Annotated in this window: 8 protein-coding genes, 1 tRNA gene and 1 rRNA gene; 9 read left to right on the top strand and 1 reads right to left on the bottom strand. The window is 70.5% G+C overall.

Annotation, left to right across the window (positions count from 1 at the left end; genetic code table 11):
• Positions 1-137 precede the first annotated feature (137 nt).
• Positions 138-254, top strand: a 5S ribosomal RNA gene (gene rrf / locus RM779_RS26955).
• A 6-nt stretch (positions 255-260) separates the two neighbouring features.
• A tRNA-Thr gene (locus tag RM779_RS26950) sits at positions 261-333 on the top strand.
• A 92-nt stretch (positions 334-425) separates the two neighbouring features.
• On the opposite strand, the gene RM779_RS26945 is transcribed toward RM779_RS26950, so the two are convergent.
• Complete coding sequence (locus RM779_RS26945) at positions 426-3,035, bottom strand: SpoIIE family protein phosphatase (protein WP_311620357.1); 2,610 nt, start codon at positions 3,033-3,035, stop codon at positions 426-428.
• A gap of 311 nt (positions 3,036-3,346) precedes the next feature.
• Between RM779_RS26945 and RM779_RS26940 the strand changes: the two genes are divergently transcribed.
• From RM779_RS26940 to RM779_RS26910, 7 genes are all read left to right on the top strand, one after another.
• The gene (locus RM779_RS26940) at positions 3,347-8,824 is read left to right on the top strand and encodes a HAMP domain-containing protein (protein ID WP_311620356.1); all 5,478 of its coding nucleotides are present in this window, start codon (positions 3,347-3,349) and stop codon (positions 8,822-8,824) included.
• A gap of 401 nt (positions 8,825-9,225) precedes the next feature.
• Positions 9,226-9,903: a response regulator gene (locus tag RM779_RS26935; RefSeq protein ID WP_077058499.1), complete on the top strand. Its 678-nt coding sequence runs from the start codon at positions 9,226-9,228 to the stop codon at positions 9,901-9,903.
• Between the two features lie 58 nt (positions 9,904-9,961).
• Entirely contained in the window at positions 9,962-12,616 is a 2,655-nt protein-coding gene (locus RM779_RS26930) for a DNA translocase FtsK (RefSeq protein ID WP_311620355.1), read from the top strand.
• Between the two features lie 132 nt (positions 12,617-12,748).
• Entirely contained in the window at positions 12,749-13,567 is an 819-nt protein-coding gene (locus RM779_RS26925) for a helix-turn-helix domain-containing protein (RefSeq protein ID WP_311620354.1), read from the top strand.
• A gap of 51 nt (positions 13,568-13,618) precedes the next feature.
• On the top strand, positions 13,619-15,157 hold the full coding sequence (locus tag RM779_RS26920; protein ID WP_311620353.1) for a MiaB/RimO family radical SAM methylthiotransferase: 1,539 nt from the start codon (positions 13,619-13,621) through the stop codon (positions 15,155-15,157).
• Complete coding sequence (gene pgsA, locus RM779_RS26915) at positions 15,154-15,825, top strand: CDP-diacylglycerol--glycerol-3-phosphate 3-phosphatidyltransferase (RefSeq protein ID WP_311620352.1); 672 nt, start codon at positions 15,154-15,156, stop codon at positions 15,823-15,825. The genes RM779_RS26920 and pgsA overlap by 4 nt, the downstream gene beginning before the upstream one ends.
• Entirely contained in the window at positions 15,815-16,396 is a 582-nt protein-coding gene (locus tag RM779_RS26910) for a CinA family protein (protein ID WP_311620351.1), read from the top strand. Before pgsA ends, RM779_RS26910 begins: the two co-directional genes overlap by 11 nt.
• Positions 16,397-16,419: the final 23 nt, after the last annotated feature.

The following is a 16,419-nucleotide window of genomic DNA, read 5'->3' as shown; positions in this document are numbered from 1 at the left end:
CGACGGGGTTGATAGGCCGGAGATGGAAGCCTGGTGACGGGTGGAGTTGACCGGTACTAATAGGCCGAGGGCTTGTCCGCAGATGCTCGCGTCCACTGTGAATTCTTAGCCGGCGGCTGTAACACTTGTAGAAGTGTTCCGGTGGTCATGGCGGAGGGGAAACGCCCGGTTACATTCCGAACCCGGAAGCTAAGCCCTCCAGCGCCGATGGTACTGCATGGGGGACCGTGTGGGAGAGTAGGACACCGCCGGACATCAGCGCCCCAATAGCTCAGTCGGCAGAGCGTCTCCATGGTAAGGAGAAGGTCAACGGTTCGATTCCGTTTTGGGGCTCAGCAACTGCATAATTTTTCAGGCTCCCGCCTATCAAGCGGGAGCCTTTCTGCTTTTGCTGTTGCTTTTCCTGCCCGACGCTCCCGCCCCGCCTATTCCGGGATGCGGAGCGTCAGGATCGCCATGTCGTCGGACGGGGCGTCGGATGCGAAGCGTTCCACCGCACGCAGGACTCGGGACGCGACGGCGCCGGCGGTCATTCCGGTGCAGGAGCCGAGCACGTCCGCGAGACCGTCGTCGCCCAACATGCGGGTGCCTTCCCTGCGTTCGGTGACACCATCCGTGACGCACAGCAGGACGTCGCCCGGATTCAACACCGTGGTCTGCTCGTACAGCTCCAGATCGTCCATCACCCCGAGCAGCGGCTGCGGGCTCGCCGCGGGCGCGACCGTTCCGTCAGGCGTGAGGCGCAGCGGCAGCGGATGCCCCGCGCACACCATCTTCAGCAGCGCGCCGCCCTCGGGCTGCGGCCACAACTCCCCGTACAGCAGGGTGATGAAGCGGGAGCGGGGCCCCTCCTCCAGGATCGCCGCGTTCAGCCGCTCCAGCACGGCGGGACCGCCCAGGCCCTCGCGTGCCAGCAGGCGCAGCGCGTGCCGGGCCAGCCCTGTGACCGCGGCGGCGAGCGGCCCCGTGCCGCACACGTCGCCGATGGCGAAGCCGTAGGCACCCTCGCGGATCGGGAACACGTCGTAGAAGTCGCCGCCGACCTCATTGCCCTCACCGGCGGCCCGGTAGATGACCTCGACGTCGACGCCGTCGATCTCCGGCAGCTCGGGAGGCAGCAGGCTGCGCTGCAACGACTGGCTGATGGCGGTGCGTTCGCTGTAGAGGCGCGCATTGTCCAGGGCCAGTGCGGCCCGGCGGGACAGGTCCTCGGCCAGCTCCAGGATGTCCTGGCGGAAGCGCTCGTCCGTGGGCTTGCCCAGGGCGAGGAGCCCGATGACGCGGTTGCGCGCGATGAGCGGCAGCACCACCGTCTCGCCGCCCACGGCCGCGGCCGTGCCGAGACCCGTGCCGGGGGCGCCCCCGCCGGCCGACGGCAGCTCGCCCAGGGCGAGGCTGCGCAGCGAACTGCGCAGCGCCGTGTTGTGCGCGGCGTCCGCCGGGGCCGTCCAGGGCCGCACCCCCAGGTCGATATCGGGATCGGGCGGGTCGACGCGGTCCAGCAGGGCCTTGATGCCGTCGATCCGCTCCTCGTCCTCGTGCAGCACGTAGGACAGCACCGGCTCGGAACCCGGCTCGGGAATGGTGTAGACGGCGCACCAGGTGGCCAGCGTCGGGACGGTCATCTGCGCCATGAGGGCCAGAGTCTGATTCCGGTCGAGCGTGCCGGCCAGCAGCTCGGACGCCTCGACGAGGAAGGCGAGCGAGCCACGGCGCAGCCGCTCCAGCTCGGTCAGCCGGGCGGACTCCACGGCGAGCGCGATGCGGTCGGCGGCGAACTGGAGGCGCAGCGCCTCCTCGTTGCTGTACCGGCCGGGCGTCTCGGAGGCGACCCCGAGCGAGCCGGTGAGGCGGCCCTCGACCTTCAGCGGCACGATCACCACGGCGTGCATGCCGGTGCCGGACAGCAGGGGCACCGCACCGGGTGCCGTCGCGAGGTCCTCGTGGACGGAGGGCATGCGCGCCGAGCCGTAGCGTCCGCTGCCGGTCTCCACGGGAACGCGGGCGAAGCGCTGGCGGGCGGAGGGCAGTCCGGTGGTGGCGCGGACCTCCAGCTCCGTTTCGTCGTCGGTGGCGAGCAGCAGGAACGCGGCGTCGCCGTCGAGCATGTCGCGCGCGCGTTCCACCGTGCGCTGGAGGAGGCCGTCGAGGTCGTCCGGGGGCGGGGAGCCGATCAGGGCGTCCAGCGGGTCGCCGCCGGCCCGGTCCAGGGGGTCCGTGCCGTGGGCGGGCAGCCGGGACGGGCTCTGGAGGATGGCCCGCTCCTGGTCGCGCACGATGAGGCACACGGTCGACGGCTCGCCGTGGGCGTCGCGGACCCGCAGGTGGCAGGCGTACACGGGAACGGTCCTGCCCTCGGAGTCGCACAGGCCGTAGCTGCCCTCCCAGCGGGACAGGGCCAGAGCCTCTGCGATGCCGGTGCCGGTGCCGGGGGTCTGGGGCCAGGCGGCGAGGTCGGCCAGCGGCTTGCCGACGACCTGCTCCGCGGTGTAGCCGAACAGCTCCCTGGCATCGTCGTTCCAGGCCGTGATGCTGTCTGCCCGGTCGACCTGGACGACGGCCACCCGCACGCGCGTATCGCTGACCGGGAGCGCCTCGGTGGGCAGCACGGGGCCCGCGGAGCGGGTGCCGACCGGCAGTGCCTGCTGGTCGAGGCGGAACCACACGCACTTGTCGGTCGCCGTGTAGTCCACGCCCCAGCGAGAGGCGAGGGCCGCGCACAGCAGCAGCCCGCGGCCTCCCTCGCTGTTCAGGTCGAGCCGGCCGCGGGAGACCTCGGCGAGCGGCAGCTCGCGCTCCGGGTGGCGGTCGACGACCTCGACGCGGACGCCCTCGGGGTCCCGCAGGCAGCGGACGTCCGCCGACGTTCCGGCATGCACCACGGCGTTGGTGACCAGCTCGCTGGTGAGGACGACCGCGTCCTCGATCAGGTCGGTGAGGCCCCAGCCCTGGAGCGTGTCCCGGACAAAACCCCGCGCGGTCGCGACCGAGCGTCCAACCGGCTCGAAGGTGGCCGCAGCTCGCGCGGTGATCACGTCACTCCCCCAAAGGTCTGTCGTCGCTACCCGGTGCCGCATGGACAGCCGGAAGCCAGGTTACTGAGGTCGGCCGCCCCCGCGGACAGCGCATCCGCCGATTTCCCCCCGACCGGGAAAACAGTGGTATGCGATGCTGCCGAACTGTTATCGCCCGGTCCGTCGGGAGTGAAACACTGGGAACGCGTGATGTGAAAGCCCTGACCGGATGGTCGACCCGCGGGAGGGACACAGTGGTGTCTGACGGAGCAGTTGCGCGTGCTGGTACGGCTGCACGAGCGAAGAGGTCCAGGAGTGGTGGCACCGTTGAAGTGGATGCTGCCGCCCTGAACCGGCTGCTCTCGGCGCTCGAGGCGATGCGGGACGGCAATCTGCGCAAGCGGCTCACCGTCGCGAGTGAAGGGCCGATGGCGGAGATCGCCGCGGTCTACAACGAGGTCGCCGAGCGCAACCTGCACGTCACCGGCCAGCTGGCGCAGGTGCGGCGGGTCGTCGGCCGCGAGGGGAAGCTGAGCGAGCGGCTGGAGACCGGCCTGTGCGAGGGCGCCTGGGCCAAGGCCATCGACGACGCGAACGATCTGGTGGACGATCTGGCGCGGCCGGTGGCCGAGGTCGGCCGCGTGCTGTCCGCCGTCGCCGAGGGCGACCTGCGGCAGCGGATGGAGTTGCGGGCGCAGGCGGGCAAGGGGCCGGGGCGGCCGCTGCGGGGTGAGTTCCTGCGGATGGGCCGGACGGTGAACGGGCTGGTCGATCAGCTGTCCGAGTTCGCCGACGAGGTGACCCGGGTGGCGAGCGAGGTCGGCACGGAGGGCAAGCTCGGCGGCCAGGCGCGGGTGCCCGGCATGACCGGCTCGTGGAAGGACCTCACGGACTCCGTCAACATGATGGCCGCCCGGCTGACGGCGCAGGTCCGTGACATCGCCGGGGTGACCAAGGCGGTGGCGGACGGCGATCTGTCCCGCAAGGTGACCGTGCACGTGGCCGGGGAGATGCAGGAGCTGAAGAACACCGTGAACACCATGGTGGACCAGCTCTCCTCGTTCCAGTCCGAGGTGACGCGGGTGGCCCGCGAGGTCGGCACCGACGGGGTGCTCGGCGGCCAGGCGCGGGTCCAGGGCGTCGCGGGGGTGTGGAAGGACCTGACCGATTCGGTCAACTTGATGGCGGGGAACCTGACGAAGCAGGTGCGCGAGATCGCGCAGGTCACGACGGCCGTGGCGAACGGTGACCTGTCCCAGAAGATCACGGTCAGCGCGAGCGGCGAGGTGGCGCGGCTCGCGGACACGATCAATGCGATGACCGGGACGCTTTCGTCGTTCGCCGACGAGGTGACGCGGACCGCCACCGAGATCGGCACCGAGGGGACGCTGGGCGGGCAGGCGCGGGTCCAGGGCGTCGCCGGCGTGTGGAAGGAGCTGACGGACTCGGTCAACACCGCCTTCAGGAACCTGTCGGATCAGGTGCGCGACATCGCGCAGGTCACGACGGCGGTGGCGAACGGCGATCTGTCGCAGAAGGTGACGGTGGACGTCTCCGGCGAGATGCTGGAGCTGAAGAACACCGTCAACAGGACCGTGGATCAGCTGTCCTCGTTCCAGTCCGAGGTCACGCGTGTCGCCCGGGAGATCGGCGACGAGGGCGCGCTGGGCGGTCAGGCGTCCGTGCTGGGGGTGGCGGGGGCCTGGAAGGACCTCACCGATTCGGTGAACACCGCCTTCAGGAACCTGACGGATCAGGTGCGGAACATCGCTTCGGTGACGACGGCGGTGGCGAACGGCGATCTGTCGCAGAAGGTGACGGTGGACGTCTCCGGCGAGATGCTGGAGCTGAAGAACACCGTCAACAGGATGGTCGACCAGCTCTCGTCCTTCGCCGAGCAGGTGACCCGCGTGGCCACCGAGGTCGGCATCGACGGGCGGCTCGGCGGCCAGGCCCGCGTGGACGGCGTCAGCGGCACCTGGAAGGCGCTGACCGACTCCGTGAACCAGATGGCGTTCAACCTCACCGATCAGGTGCGCAATATCGCGCAGGTGACGACCGCCGTGGCGCGCGGCGATCTGTCGCAGAAGATCGAGGTCGACGCCAGGGGCGAGATCCTCGCGCTCAAGAACACCGTGAACACGATGGTCGACCAGCTGTCGTCGTTCGCGGAGCAGGTCACGCGGGTCGCGCGGCAGGTGGGTACCGAGGGCAGGCTCGGCGGGCAGGCGCAGGTGTCCGATGTGGCGGGCGTCTGGCGGGATCTGACCGACTCCGTCAACGGCATGGCGTCCAACCTCACCGATCAGGTGCGGAACATCGCGGGGGTGGCGACGGCCGTCGCGCGCGGTGACCTGTCGCAGAAGATCACGGTGGATGCGCGCGGCGAGTTCCTGGAGCTGAAGGACACGCTGAACACGATGGTGGACCAGCTGTCGTCGTTCGCGGAGCAGGTGACGCGGGTGGCCCGCGAGGTGGGTACCGAGGGCAGGCTCGGCGGACAGGCGGAGGTCGAGGGGGTCGCCGGGACCTGGAAGGACCTCACACAGTCCGTCAACGGCATGGCGAACAACCTGACCTCACAGGTGCGGAACATCTCGGACGTCACCACCGCGGTCGCGAAGGGCGATCTGTCGAAGAAGATCACGGTGGACTCCAGGGGCGAGTTCCTGGTGCTGGTGACCACCGTCAACACCATGGTGGATCAGCTGTCGTCCTTCGCGGACGAGGTGACGCGGGTCGCGCGCGAGGTCGGCACCCAGGGCCAGCTGGGCGGCCAGGCCGAGGTGCGGGGTGTCTCCGGCACGTGGAAGGACCTGACGGACAACGTCAACCTCATGGCCCGCAATCTGACGGGCCAGGTGCGGAACATCTCGGAGGTCGCCACGGCCGTGGCCAACGGCGACCTGTCGCGCAAGGTCACCGTGGAGGCGCAGGGCGAGGTGGCCGCGCTCGCGGACACCGTCAACCGCATGGTGACCACGCTGTCGTCGTTCGCGGCGGAAGTCACGCGCGTGGCGCGCGAGGTGGGCACTGAGGGGCGCCTGGGCGGCCAGGCGAAGGTGCCGGGCGTCTCGGGGACCTGGCGGGACCTGACCGAGTCGGTGAACTCGATGGCGTCCAACCTGACCGGGCAGGTGCGGAGCATCACCATGGTCACGACGGCGATCGCCAAGGGCGACCTGACGCGCAAGATGGACATCGACGCGCGGGGCGAGATCCAGGAGCTGAAGGAGACCCTCAACACGATGGTCGACCAGCTCTCCCTGTTCGCCGACCAGGTGACCAAGGTGGCCAGGGAGGTGGGCACGCAGGGGCAGCTCGGCGGGCAGGCGCGGGTGCCGGGCGTCGCCGGCACCTGGAAGGATCTGACCGACTCGGTGAACGAGATGGCGGGCAATCTGACCGGCCAGGTGCGCGGCATCGCCCGCGTCGCGACGTTCGTGACGCGTGGTGATCACAATGTGCGCATCGACACCGACGCGGCGGGCGAGATCCTGACCGTTCAGGAGCGGGTCAACGCCATGATCCGGAACCTGCGGGAGGCCACGCAGGCCAACAAGGAGCAGGACTGGCTGAAGGGCAATCTGGCGCGGATCTCGGCGCAGATGCAGGGCAGGCGGGACCTGACGGCCGTCGCCAAGCTGATCATGAGCGAGCTGTGCCCGGCGGTCGCGGCGCAGCACGGCGGGTTCTACCTGTCGGTGCCGGTCGACGGCGACGAGGACCTGGTGACCGGTGCGGGCGACGACGACGCGTACGAGCTGCGCATGATCGCCGCCTACGGCTACGCGCCGGACGCGCAGTCGCTGTCGTTCCGGCCGGGGGAGGGGCTGATCGGTACCGCGGCGGCGGAGAGCAGGATTCTGCTGTTCGGTCCGACGCCGGAGGGCTACCTGCGGATCTCCTCGGGCCTCGGCGAGGCGCCGCCGGTGACGGTGATTATTCTGCCGGTGGTGTTCGAGGAGCGGGTGCTCGGCGTGCTGGAGCTGGCGTCGTTCAAGCCGTTCACGCACATCGAGCGGGACTTCCTGACGCAGATGGCGGAGATGATCGCCACGAGCGTCAACACGATCAGCGTCAACACCCGTACGGAAATGCTGCTGAAGCAGTCGCAGGAGCTGGCGACGAAGCTCCAGGACCAGACGGCGGAGCTGGAGCGGCAGCGCCGGGCGCTGGAGGAGTCCAACGACGAGCTGAAGGACAAGGCGGACCTGCTGGCCGAGACCAACCGCAACATCGAGGTGAAGAACTCGGAGATCGAGGAGGCCAGGCGCGGTCTCCAGGAGCGGGCCGAGCAGCTCGCGGTCTCGATGCGCTACAAGTCCGAGTTCCTGGCGAACATGTCGCACGAGCTGCGCACCCCGCTGAACTCGCTGCTGATCCTCGCCAAGCTGCTCGCCGACAACGCCGAGGGGAATCTGTCGCCGAAGCAGGTCGAGTTCGCCGAGACGATCCACGGTGCGGGCTCCGACCTGCTCCAGCTGATCAACGACATTCTCGACCTGTCCAAGGTGGAGGCCGGGAAGATGGACGTCAGCCCGGCGCGCATCGCCCTGGTGCAGCTGGTGGACTACATCGAGGCGTCGTTCCGGCCGCTGACGGCGGAGAAGAACCTGGAGTTCTCCGTGCGGGTCTCGCCCGAGCTGCCGGCCACGCTGCACACCGATGAGCAGCGGCTCCTCCAGGTGCTGCGCAACCTGCTGTCGAACGCGGTGAAGTTCACGGACACGGGCTCGGTCGAGCTGGTGATCCGCCCGGCCGCCGCCGAGGTGCCGAACGAGATCCGCGAGCAGATGCTGGAGAGCGGGTCGGTGCGGACGGCGGACGCGCCGCTGGTCGCGTTCGCCGTGTCCGACACCGGCATCGGGATCGCCGCGAGCAAGATGCGGGTGATCTTCGAGGCGTTCAAGCAGGCCGACGGCACGACGAGCCGCAAGTACGGCGGCACGGGCCTGGGGCTTTCGATCAGCCGGGAGATCGCGCGGCTGCTCGGCGGCGAGATCCACGCCGCGAGCGAGCCGGGCCGCGGTTCGACGTTCACGCTGTATCTGCCGCTCCAGCCGGCCGAGCTGCCGCCGCCCGGCTACGGGCAGATGGTCAGCGGCACGCTGGCCGTCGAGGCCGGTGGCGCAGCGCCGGCCGCACTCGAAGCGGGCCCTGAGGCGTCGGCCGCCGCCGAGGGCGGGGCGACGGAGGACGCCGCGGAGGCGCGGTCGGCCGCCGAGAGGCAGGAGCGCAAGAACCGCGAGGCGTCGGCCGCCGCCGAGCGCGCCGCCCAGTCGCTGACGCGGCGTCACCGGGAGCGGTTCGCGGAGAACGGGACTGCGCACGAGCAGCATGAGCCGCACGAGCCGGAGGAGGAGCCGGAGCGGGGTCCCGGGCCGGCCGCGGACCGGGAGGCGCTGCGTGCCGCGCTGCGGGACTTCCGGGGCCGGAAGGTGCTGATCGTGGACGACGACGTGCGGAACGTGTTCGCGCTGACCAGCGTGCTGGAGCAGCACGGTCTTCGGGTCCTCTACGCCGAGAACGGGCGGGAGGGCATCGAGGTGTTGGAGTCCAACGAGGACGTGGCGCTGGTGCTGATGGACATCATGATGCCGGAGATGGACGGCTATTCGACGACATCGGCGATCCGCCGTATGCCGCAGTTCGCGGGGCTGCCGATCATCGCGCTGACCGCGAAGGCGATGAAGGGCGACCGGGAGAAGAGCATCGAGTCCGGGGCCTCGGACTACGTGACGAAGCCGGTCGACACCGATTATCTGATGACGGTGATGAGCCAGTGGATGGAGGCAGGCAGGAAGTGACAGGAAGTGATCCGCCCGCATGACCGGCCGTGTGGGGGAACTTTGAGGACGGTGTGCTCGTTCTCGCGGTGCATGCAACGCAGTTCGCCCAGGTGTGGAGTGCGTGGTATCGTGACGCAGCGCAATGTACTGATCACCGGGTGCCTTGCGCTGCTGGTCGCCGAATGAGCGAGCAGGGCGTTTTTTCCGGTATAGCGGGGATCAGGCCGGGGTGTTTTCGGTAGCTCGTGACGGGTGAGGGTCCCGTCGGGGGTCACCGCGCGTGCTTGTGGTGAGCACCGCACTCGCTGGCAATGGCGCCGGGGAGGATGTCAACATGTCCGGCACAGGACCGGACGGCGTGAGGGTGCCGTCCACAACGGCGGCGCACGGCCGCGCCGCAGGGGCAAGGAGGACGGGCCATGGTGCAGAAGGCCAAGATCCTCCTGGTCGATGACCGGCCCGAGAATCTGCTGGCGCTCGAGGCAATTCTCTCGGCGCTCGATCAGACATTGGTCCGGGCATCGTCAGGGGAGGAAGCGCTCAAGGCGCTGCTCACGGAAGACTTCGCAGTAATCCTGCTCGACGTTCAGATGCCGGGGATGGACGGCTTCGAGACCGCCGCACACATCAAGCGGCGCGAGCGGACGCGTGACATCCCCATCATTTTCCTCACCGCGATCAACCACGGTCCGCACCACACGTTCCGCGGCTACGCGGCGGGGGCCGTCGACTACATCTCCAAGCCCTTCGACCCGTGGGTGCTGCGGGCCAAGGTGTCGGTCTTCGTCGAGTTGCACATGAAGAACATGCAACTGCGCGAGCAGGCCATGCTGTTGCGCCGCGAGCTGGAGGGCGGCCAGGCGAGCGCGGACACGGAGCGTTCCGCGGGCGGCCTGCTTCCCGAGCTGTCCGCGCGGCTGGCCGCCGTCGAGGAGCAGGCCGAGGTCCTGACCAAGGAGCTGTCCGAGTCGGGCGGCGGGCCGGCCGTGTCCACGGCGGCCCATCTGGAGCGCAAGCTGTCAGGTCTGCGTCGCGCGCTGGACGCGTTGCAGCCGGGCGCCGCGGAGGAGAAGTCCGTGGAGCCGCAGACCGGCTGAGCCGCCGAGCGGCACGTGCTCCGTGCTCAGGACGTGCCGCCCCGGTAACCTCACCTCCATGGCCTCAGGTACGTCCGGCAAGGGTTCCCAGAGCGCGCGCGCCGGGCGCGGTGGGGGCGGAGCCAAGAAGGCGGCGCCCGCGAAGAAGGCGCCCGCGAAGAAGGCCGCGCCCAAGAAGAAGGCCGCTGCCCCGGCGAAGAAGCCCGCCCCGCGGCGGAATCTTGCTTTCCGGATCATCCGCGGCATGTGGCTCGGCATCGCGCACCCGCTGGGGGCGCTGCTCCGCGGCATAGGGCGCGGCGCCAAGGGACTGGACCCCGCGCACCGCAAGGACGGCGAGGCGCTGCTGCTGCTCGGCCTTGCCCTCGTGGTGGCCGCGGGCACGTGGTCGAATCTCCAGGGCCCGGTGGGCGAGTTGGTCACCATGCTGGTCACGGGTGCCTTCGGCCGCCTCGACCTGGTCTTTCCGCTTGTGCTCGGCTTCATCGCGGTGCGGCTGATCCGGCATCCGGAGAAGCAGGAGGCCAACGGCCGCATCGTCATCGGGCTCAGCGCGCTGCTGGTGGGCGTGCTGGGGCTGGTGCACATCGCCACGGGCGCCCCGGGGCGCAGCGAGGGCGCGCAGGCCCTGCGGGACACCGGCGGTCACCTCGGCTGGGCCGCGTCCCGCCCGTTGATCGTGGCCGTCGGGGAGCCGCTCGCCGTGGCGCTGCTGACGCTGCTGACGGTCTTCGGGCTGCTCGTGGTCACCGCCACCCCCGTCAACGCCATTCCCCGGCGGCTCAGGCAGGGCGCCATCCGACTCGGCCTGCTCGCGGGCAACGAGCCGGGCACGGAAACCGAGTTCATGGTGGAGCGTTACCGCGACGACCCCGAGCCCGTCGGCCCGCCGCCGGACCTGGCCGAGCGGGCCGCCCTGGAGAGCCGCCGCAGGGCGCGCCGCGGCGGCGGCCGGGCCGCGTCCCGCGGCGGCGAGGACCCGGTGGACGTGGCATCGGCCGCGGCCGCCGCGCTGGACGGCGCGGTGCGGCACGGGGTCGACCCCTCGCCGGTGGTGGCCGACCTCAGCAGCCGCGTCGCGGCCGGCCGGCCGGGCGGCGGCGCGGGGAACGGCGGTGCCGGGCCGCGGACGGCCAGGGACGGCGAGGACTCCGGCGGCGTTCCCGACCTGACCAAGAAGGCCCCCGAGCCGTCCGATCCGCTGCCGCCGCGCGCCGAGCAGTTGCAGTTGTCGGGCGACATCACCTACGCCCTGCCCTCGCTGGACCTCCTGGTCCGCGGCGGCCCGGGCCGTGCCAGGAGCGCGGCGAACGACGCAGTGGTGGATTCGCTGACGAACGTCTTCAACGAGTTCAAGGTGGATGCCCGCGTCACCGGCTTCACACGCGGCCCGACGGTGACGCGTTACGAGATCGAGCTGGGCCCGGCCGTGAAGGTCGAGAAGATCACGGCGCTGACGAAGAACATCGCCTATGCCGTGGCGAGTCCCGACGTGCGGATCATCAGCCCGATCCCGGGGAAGTCGGCGGTCGGCATCGAAATTCCCAACACTGACCGCGAGATGGTCAATCTGGGCGACGTGCTGCGCACCGCCGACGCCGCCGGCGAGGATCACCCGCTGCTGGTCGGGCTCGGCAAGGACGTCGAGGGCGGCTACGTCATGGCGAACCTGGCGCGGATGCCGCACATGCTGGTCGCCGGGGCCACCGGCTCCGGCAAATCCTCCTGCATCAACTGCCTGATCACTTCGGTGATGATGCGTTCCACGCCGGAGGACGTGCGGCTGGTGCTGGTCGACCCCAAGCGGGTGGAGCTGACGGCCTACGAGGGCATCCCGCACCTCGTCACGCCCATCATCACCAATCCGAAGCGCGCCGCCGAGGCCCTCCAGTGGGTGGTGCGCGAGATGGACCTGCGCTACGACGACCTGGCGGCCTACGGGTACCGGCACATCGACGACTTCAACGCGGCGGTGCGGTCCGGCAAGGCCACCCCGCCGCCGGGCAGCGAACGGGAGTTGGCGCCCTACCCGTATCTGCTGGTGATCGTGGACGAGCTGGCGGACCTGATGATGGTGGCGCCGCGCGACGTCGAGGACGCGATCGTGCGGATCACGCAGCTGGCGCGGGCCGCGGGCATCCACCTGGTGCTGGCCACCCAGCGGCCGAGCGTGGACGTGGTCACCGGTCTGATCAAGGCGAACGTGCCTTCCCGGCTCGCGTTCGCCACCTCGTCGCTCGCGGACAGCCGCGTCATCCTCGACCAGCAGGGCGCGGAGAAGCTGATCGGCAAGGGTGACGGGCTGTTCCTGCCGATGGGCGCCAACAAGCCCGTGCGGATGCAGGGCGCGTTCATCACCGAGGACGAGGTGGCGGCCGTCGTCGAGCACTGCAAGGACCAGATGGCACCGGTGTTCCGCGACGACGTCACCGTGTCCTCGGGGAAGAAGAAGGAGATCGACGAGGAGATCGGGGATGATCTCGACCTGCTGTGCCAGGCGGCCGAGCTGGTGGTCTCCACGCAATTCGGATCGACGTCCATGCTCCAGCGCAAGCTGCGGGTGGGCTTCGCCAAGGCGGGGCGGCTGATGGACCTGATGGAGTCGCGCGGAGTGGTGGGGCCGAGCGAGGGGTCGAAGGCCAGGGACGTGCTGGTCAAGCCCGACGAACTGGATGGCGTGCTGGCGCTGATCCGGGGGGAGACTCCTTCCTAGACAGTCCGGGGGGGCACCGGTGGCGGCCATCCGGTTGGCGGACAAATGCCGACGGCCCGGTTGCCCGTTCCTTTCGGACCCCCCCTAGACTTATAAACACAGCACGTGGCTTCACGCTCGAAAGGCGCCCCCGTGTCCAACGGCAACTCTTCCGCCAAGGACCGGCCTTCCGTCGGTCGAATCCTCCAACAGGCGCGCATCGATGCAAAGCTGACCGTGGACGAGGTCAGTTCGTCCACCCGGGTGCGCATTCCGATCGTCCACGCCATCGAGCAGGACGACTTCTCCCGTTGCGGCGGAGACGTGTATGCCCGAGGCCACATTCGCACGCTTGCCCGGGCGGTCGGGGCCGATCCGGCCGAGCTGATGGAGCTGTACAACGGTCAGCAGCATCCGGAGCCGCAGTCGCTCTCATCCGGACCATTGTTCGAAGCCGAGCGCATCCGGCCCGAGCCGCGCCGGCCGAACTGGACGGCCGCCATGGTGGCGGCCATCGTCGTGGTCGTCGCGTTCGTCGGCTTCACCTTCTTCACCGGAAGCGAGGAGAACGAGGACCCGGGCACGGTCGCGGAGGGATCGCGTACGGACACGCCGGACCCGCGCGAGACGGGCGCCCCGGAGGCGACGGATGAGGCCCCCGAGCCGGACACGCCCGCTCCCTCGGAGAGCGCGGTGGCCGCGGTTCCCCCGGACAAGGTCACCGTCAGGGCGACGGCCGAGGGCGGGTCGAGCTGGGTGTCCGCCAAGGACAGCAACGGACGGCTCCTCTTCGAAGGTGTTATCGAAGAGGGCGATTCGCAGACCTTCAAGGACGACGAGCAGATCGATCTGGTGCTGGGCAACGCCGGAGTCGTTCAGCTCCACGTCAACGGCAGGGAGATCGACGACGACTTCGAGCGCGGTCAGGTCGAGCGCCTGACCTATACGCCGGGCGACCCCAGCGAGGGCTGAGCCGCCGCGGGCGGGGCAGGCGCTGGGCCGGGGACGAAGTAGGCTGAGGGCATGTCCGAACGCCGCACAGTCGCCCTGGTCACGCTTGGTTGCGCCCGTAACGAGGTGGATTCCGAGGAGCTCGCGGGACGGCTGGCCGCGGACGGCTGGGACTTGGTGGCGGACGCGGCGGACGCCGAGATCGCCGTGGTGAACACGTGCGGTTTCGTGGACGCCGCCAAGAAGGACTCCGTGGACGCCCTCCTGGAGGCCGGGGAGCTGAAGACCGCGGCGACCGAAGGCTCGGGCGGCCGTACCCGGGCCGTCGTCGCCGTGGGCTGTATGGCGGAACGCTACGGCAAGGAGCTGGCCGACGCCCTGCCCGAGGCGGACGCGGTCCTCGGCTTCGACGACTACGCCGACATCTCCCAGCGGCTGACGACCATCCTGTCCGGCGGCGCCCACGCACCGCACGTTCCCCGGGACCGTCGCAAGCTGCTGCCGCTGAGCCCGGCCGAGCGCCAGGGCGCGGATGTGGCACTGCCGGGCCACGGTGCCATCGCGGACCTGCCCGCGGGCGTCGCCCCCGCTTCCGGGCCGCGAGCGCCGCTGCGGCGGCGCCTCGGCGCGGGTCCGGTGGCCTCGGTCAAGCTGGCCTCGGGCTGCGACCGCAGATGCACCTTCTGCGCCATCCCCTCCTTCCGCGGCTCGTTCATCTCCAGGCGCCCGTCCGACGTGCTGGGCGAGGCGCGGTGGCTGGCCGGCGAGGGCGTCACCGAGATCATGCTCGTCTCGGAGAACAACACGTCCTACGGCAAGGACCTCGGCGACATCCGGCTGCTGGAGACCCTGCTGCCCGAACTGGCCGCGATCGACGGCCTGGAGCGCATCCGGGTCAGCTACCTGCAGCCCGCGGAGATGCGCCCGGGGCTGATCGACGTGCTCACCGGCACCGAGAAGGTCGCGCCGTACTTCGACCTGTCCTTTCAGCACTCTGCGCCCGGAGTGCTGCGCGCGATGCGGCGGTTCGGCGACACCGACCGTTTCCTCGACCTGCTCGCCACCATCCGGTCCAAGGCGCCCGAGGCCGGGGTCCGTTCCAACTTCATCGTCGGCTTCCCCGGCGAGACCGAGGCCGACCTGGCCGAGCTGGAACGCTTCCTCACCGGCGCGAGACTGGACGCGATCGGTGTGTTCGGCTACTCGGACGAGGAGGGCACCGAGGCCGCCGGGCTCCCGGGCAAGCACGGAGCCGAGGAGATCGCCGACCGGCTGGACCACGTGTCCCGGCTGGCCGAGGAGCTGATCGGGCAGCGGGCCGAGGAGCGGGTCGGCGAGCGGGCCCGAGTGCTGGTCGAGTCGACGGGCGGCGGCGAGGAGGAGGACGTTCCCGCCGGGCACGAGGTGATCGCTGTCGGCCGCGCCGCGCATCAGGCCCCCGAGACCGACGGGCAGGTCGTGATCACCGCGCCTGCCGGCGGTGTGCCGGAGGCCGCCGGGCCGCGGACCGGGCAGCTCGTCGATGCCGAGATCATCGCCGCGCGGGGCGTCGACCTGGTTGCGGTCCTGCGGCCGGCTGCCGGGGGCAGTCCCGCAGGGGCCGGAAGATGACGGATACGCCGGCCCGGGCCACCGGGAGCGGGCCGGCGGCGGACCGGCCCGCGACTGCCCCGCGGCCGTCCACCGCACCAGCCCTGTGGAACATCGCGAACGTACTTACGATGGTGCGGCTGCTGCTCGTTCCCGGCTTCGTTCTGCTCATGTTCGCTGAGGGCGGACACGATCCGGCCTGGCGGTCAGTCGCATGGGCGGCGTTCACGATTGCCATGATCACCGACCTCTTCGACGGGGAGCTGGCCCGGCGGCGCAATCTCGTCACCGACTTCGGCAAGATCGCGGACCCCATCGCCGACAAGGCGATCATGGGCGCGGCCCTGATCTGCCTGTCGGCCCTCTCCGACCTGCCCTGGTGGGTCACCGTCGTCATTCTCGCGCGCGAGCTGGGCATCACGCTGCTGCGCTTCTGGGTGATCAGGCACGGAGTGATTCCGGCCAGCCGGGGCGGCAAGGCCAAGACCCTCACCCAGGGCATCGCCGTCGGGATGTACATCCTCGCCCTCACCGGCCCGCTGGCCTCCCTGCGCTGGTGGGTGATGGCGGTGGCCGTCGTGCTGACCGTGGCGACCGGCCTCGACTACGTGCGGCAGGCGGTCGTGCTCCGGCGGGCCGGGCTGGCCAGGCAGCGGCGGACTGCGGACGGTGCGGCCGGTGGGCAGTAACCAGCAGCCGGCCGAGCCGTCGCTGGCCGCGCAGGTCCTGGGCCTGCTGGTCGGGCGCGGCGAGACGGTCGCCGTGGCGGAATCGCTGACGGGCGGCCTGGTGGCGGCGGCCCTCACCGATATCCCCGGCGCCTCCCGCGCCTTCCGTGGCTCGGTCACCGCCTACGCCACGGACGTCAAGCGCAGCGTGCTCGGGGTCGACGGCGGCGTGCTCGACGAGCGTGGCGCGGTGGACGCGGAAGTCGCGCGACAGCTGGCCAGGGGGGTGCGGGAGCTGCTCGGCGCGGACTGGGGGGTGGCCACCACGGGCGTCGCCGGGCCCGAGCCGCAGGACGGAAAGCCGGTCGGTACCGTCCACGTAGCGGTTTCGGCGCCCGGAACGGGGGGAGTCGTGGCTCAGCGGCTCAATCTCCGAGGCGACCGGGCCGCGATCCGGGCCGGCAGCGTCCGAGCGGTGCTGGCCCTGCTGCGGAACGAGCTGATTCTCCCCCTGACGGGTGACGCGCACCGGGGCGCCGGACGGGGGCAGGATACGGAACAGAACGGAGGGGATGGATGTTTGCAGCCCTGAGTGAACAAGACATCGCTCCCCGC

Origin of the sequence: Streptomyces johnsoniae, assembly GCF_031845565.1 — a bacterium.
GTDB lineage: Bacteria > Actinomycetota > Actinomycetes > Streptomycetales > Streptomycetaceae > Streptomyces > Streptomyces johnsoniae.
This window is presented reverse-complemented; position numbering and strand designations above follow the sequence as displayed.

Excerpts from the sequence above, each read along its gene's own strand:
- RM779_RS26935 (WP_077058499.1), top strand. The coding sequence starts at position 9,226 with ATGGTGCAGAAGGCCAAGATCCTCCTGGTCGATGACCGGCCCGAGAAT.
- RM779_RS26930 (WP_311620355.1), top strand. The coding sequence starts at position 9,962 with ATGGCCTCAGGTACGTCCGGCAAGGGTTCCCAGAGCGCGCGCGCCGGG.
- RM779_RS26920 (WP_311620353.1), top strand. The coding sequence starts at position 13,619 with ATGTCCGAACGCCGCACAGTCGCCCTGGTCACGCTTGGTTGCGCCCGT.
- pgsA (WP_311620352.1), top strand. The coding sequence starts at position 15,154 with ATGACGGATACGCCGGCCCGGGCCACCGGGAGCGGGCCGGCGGCGGAC.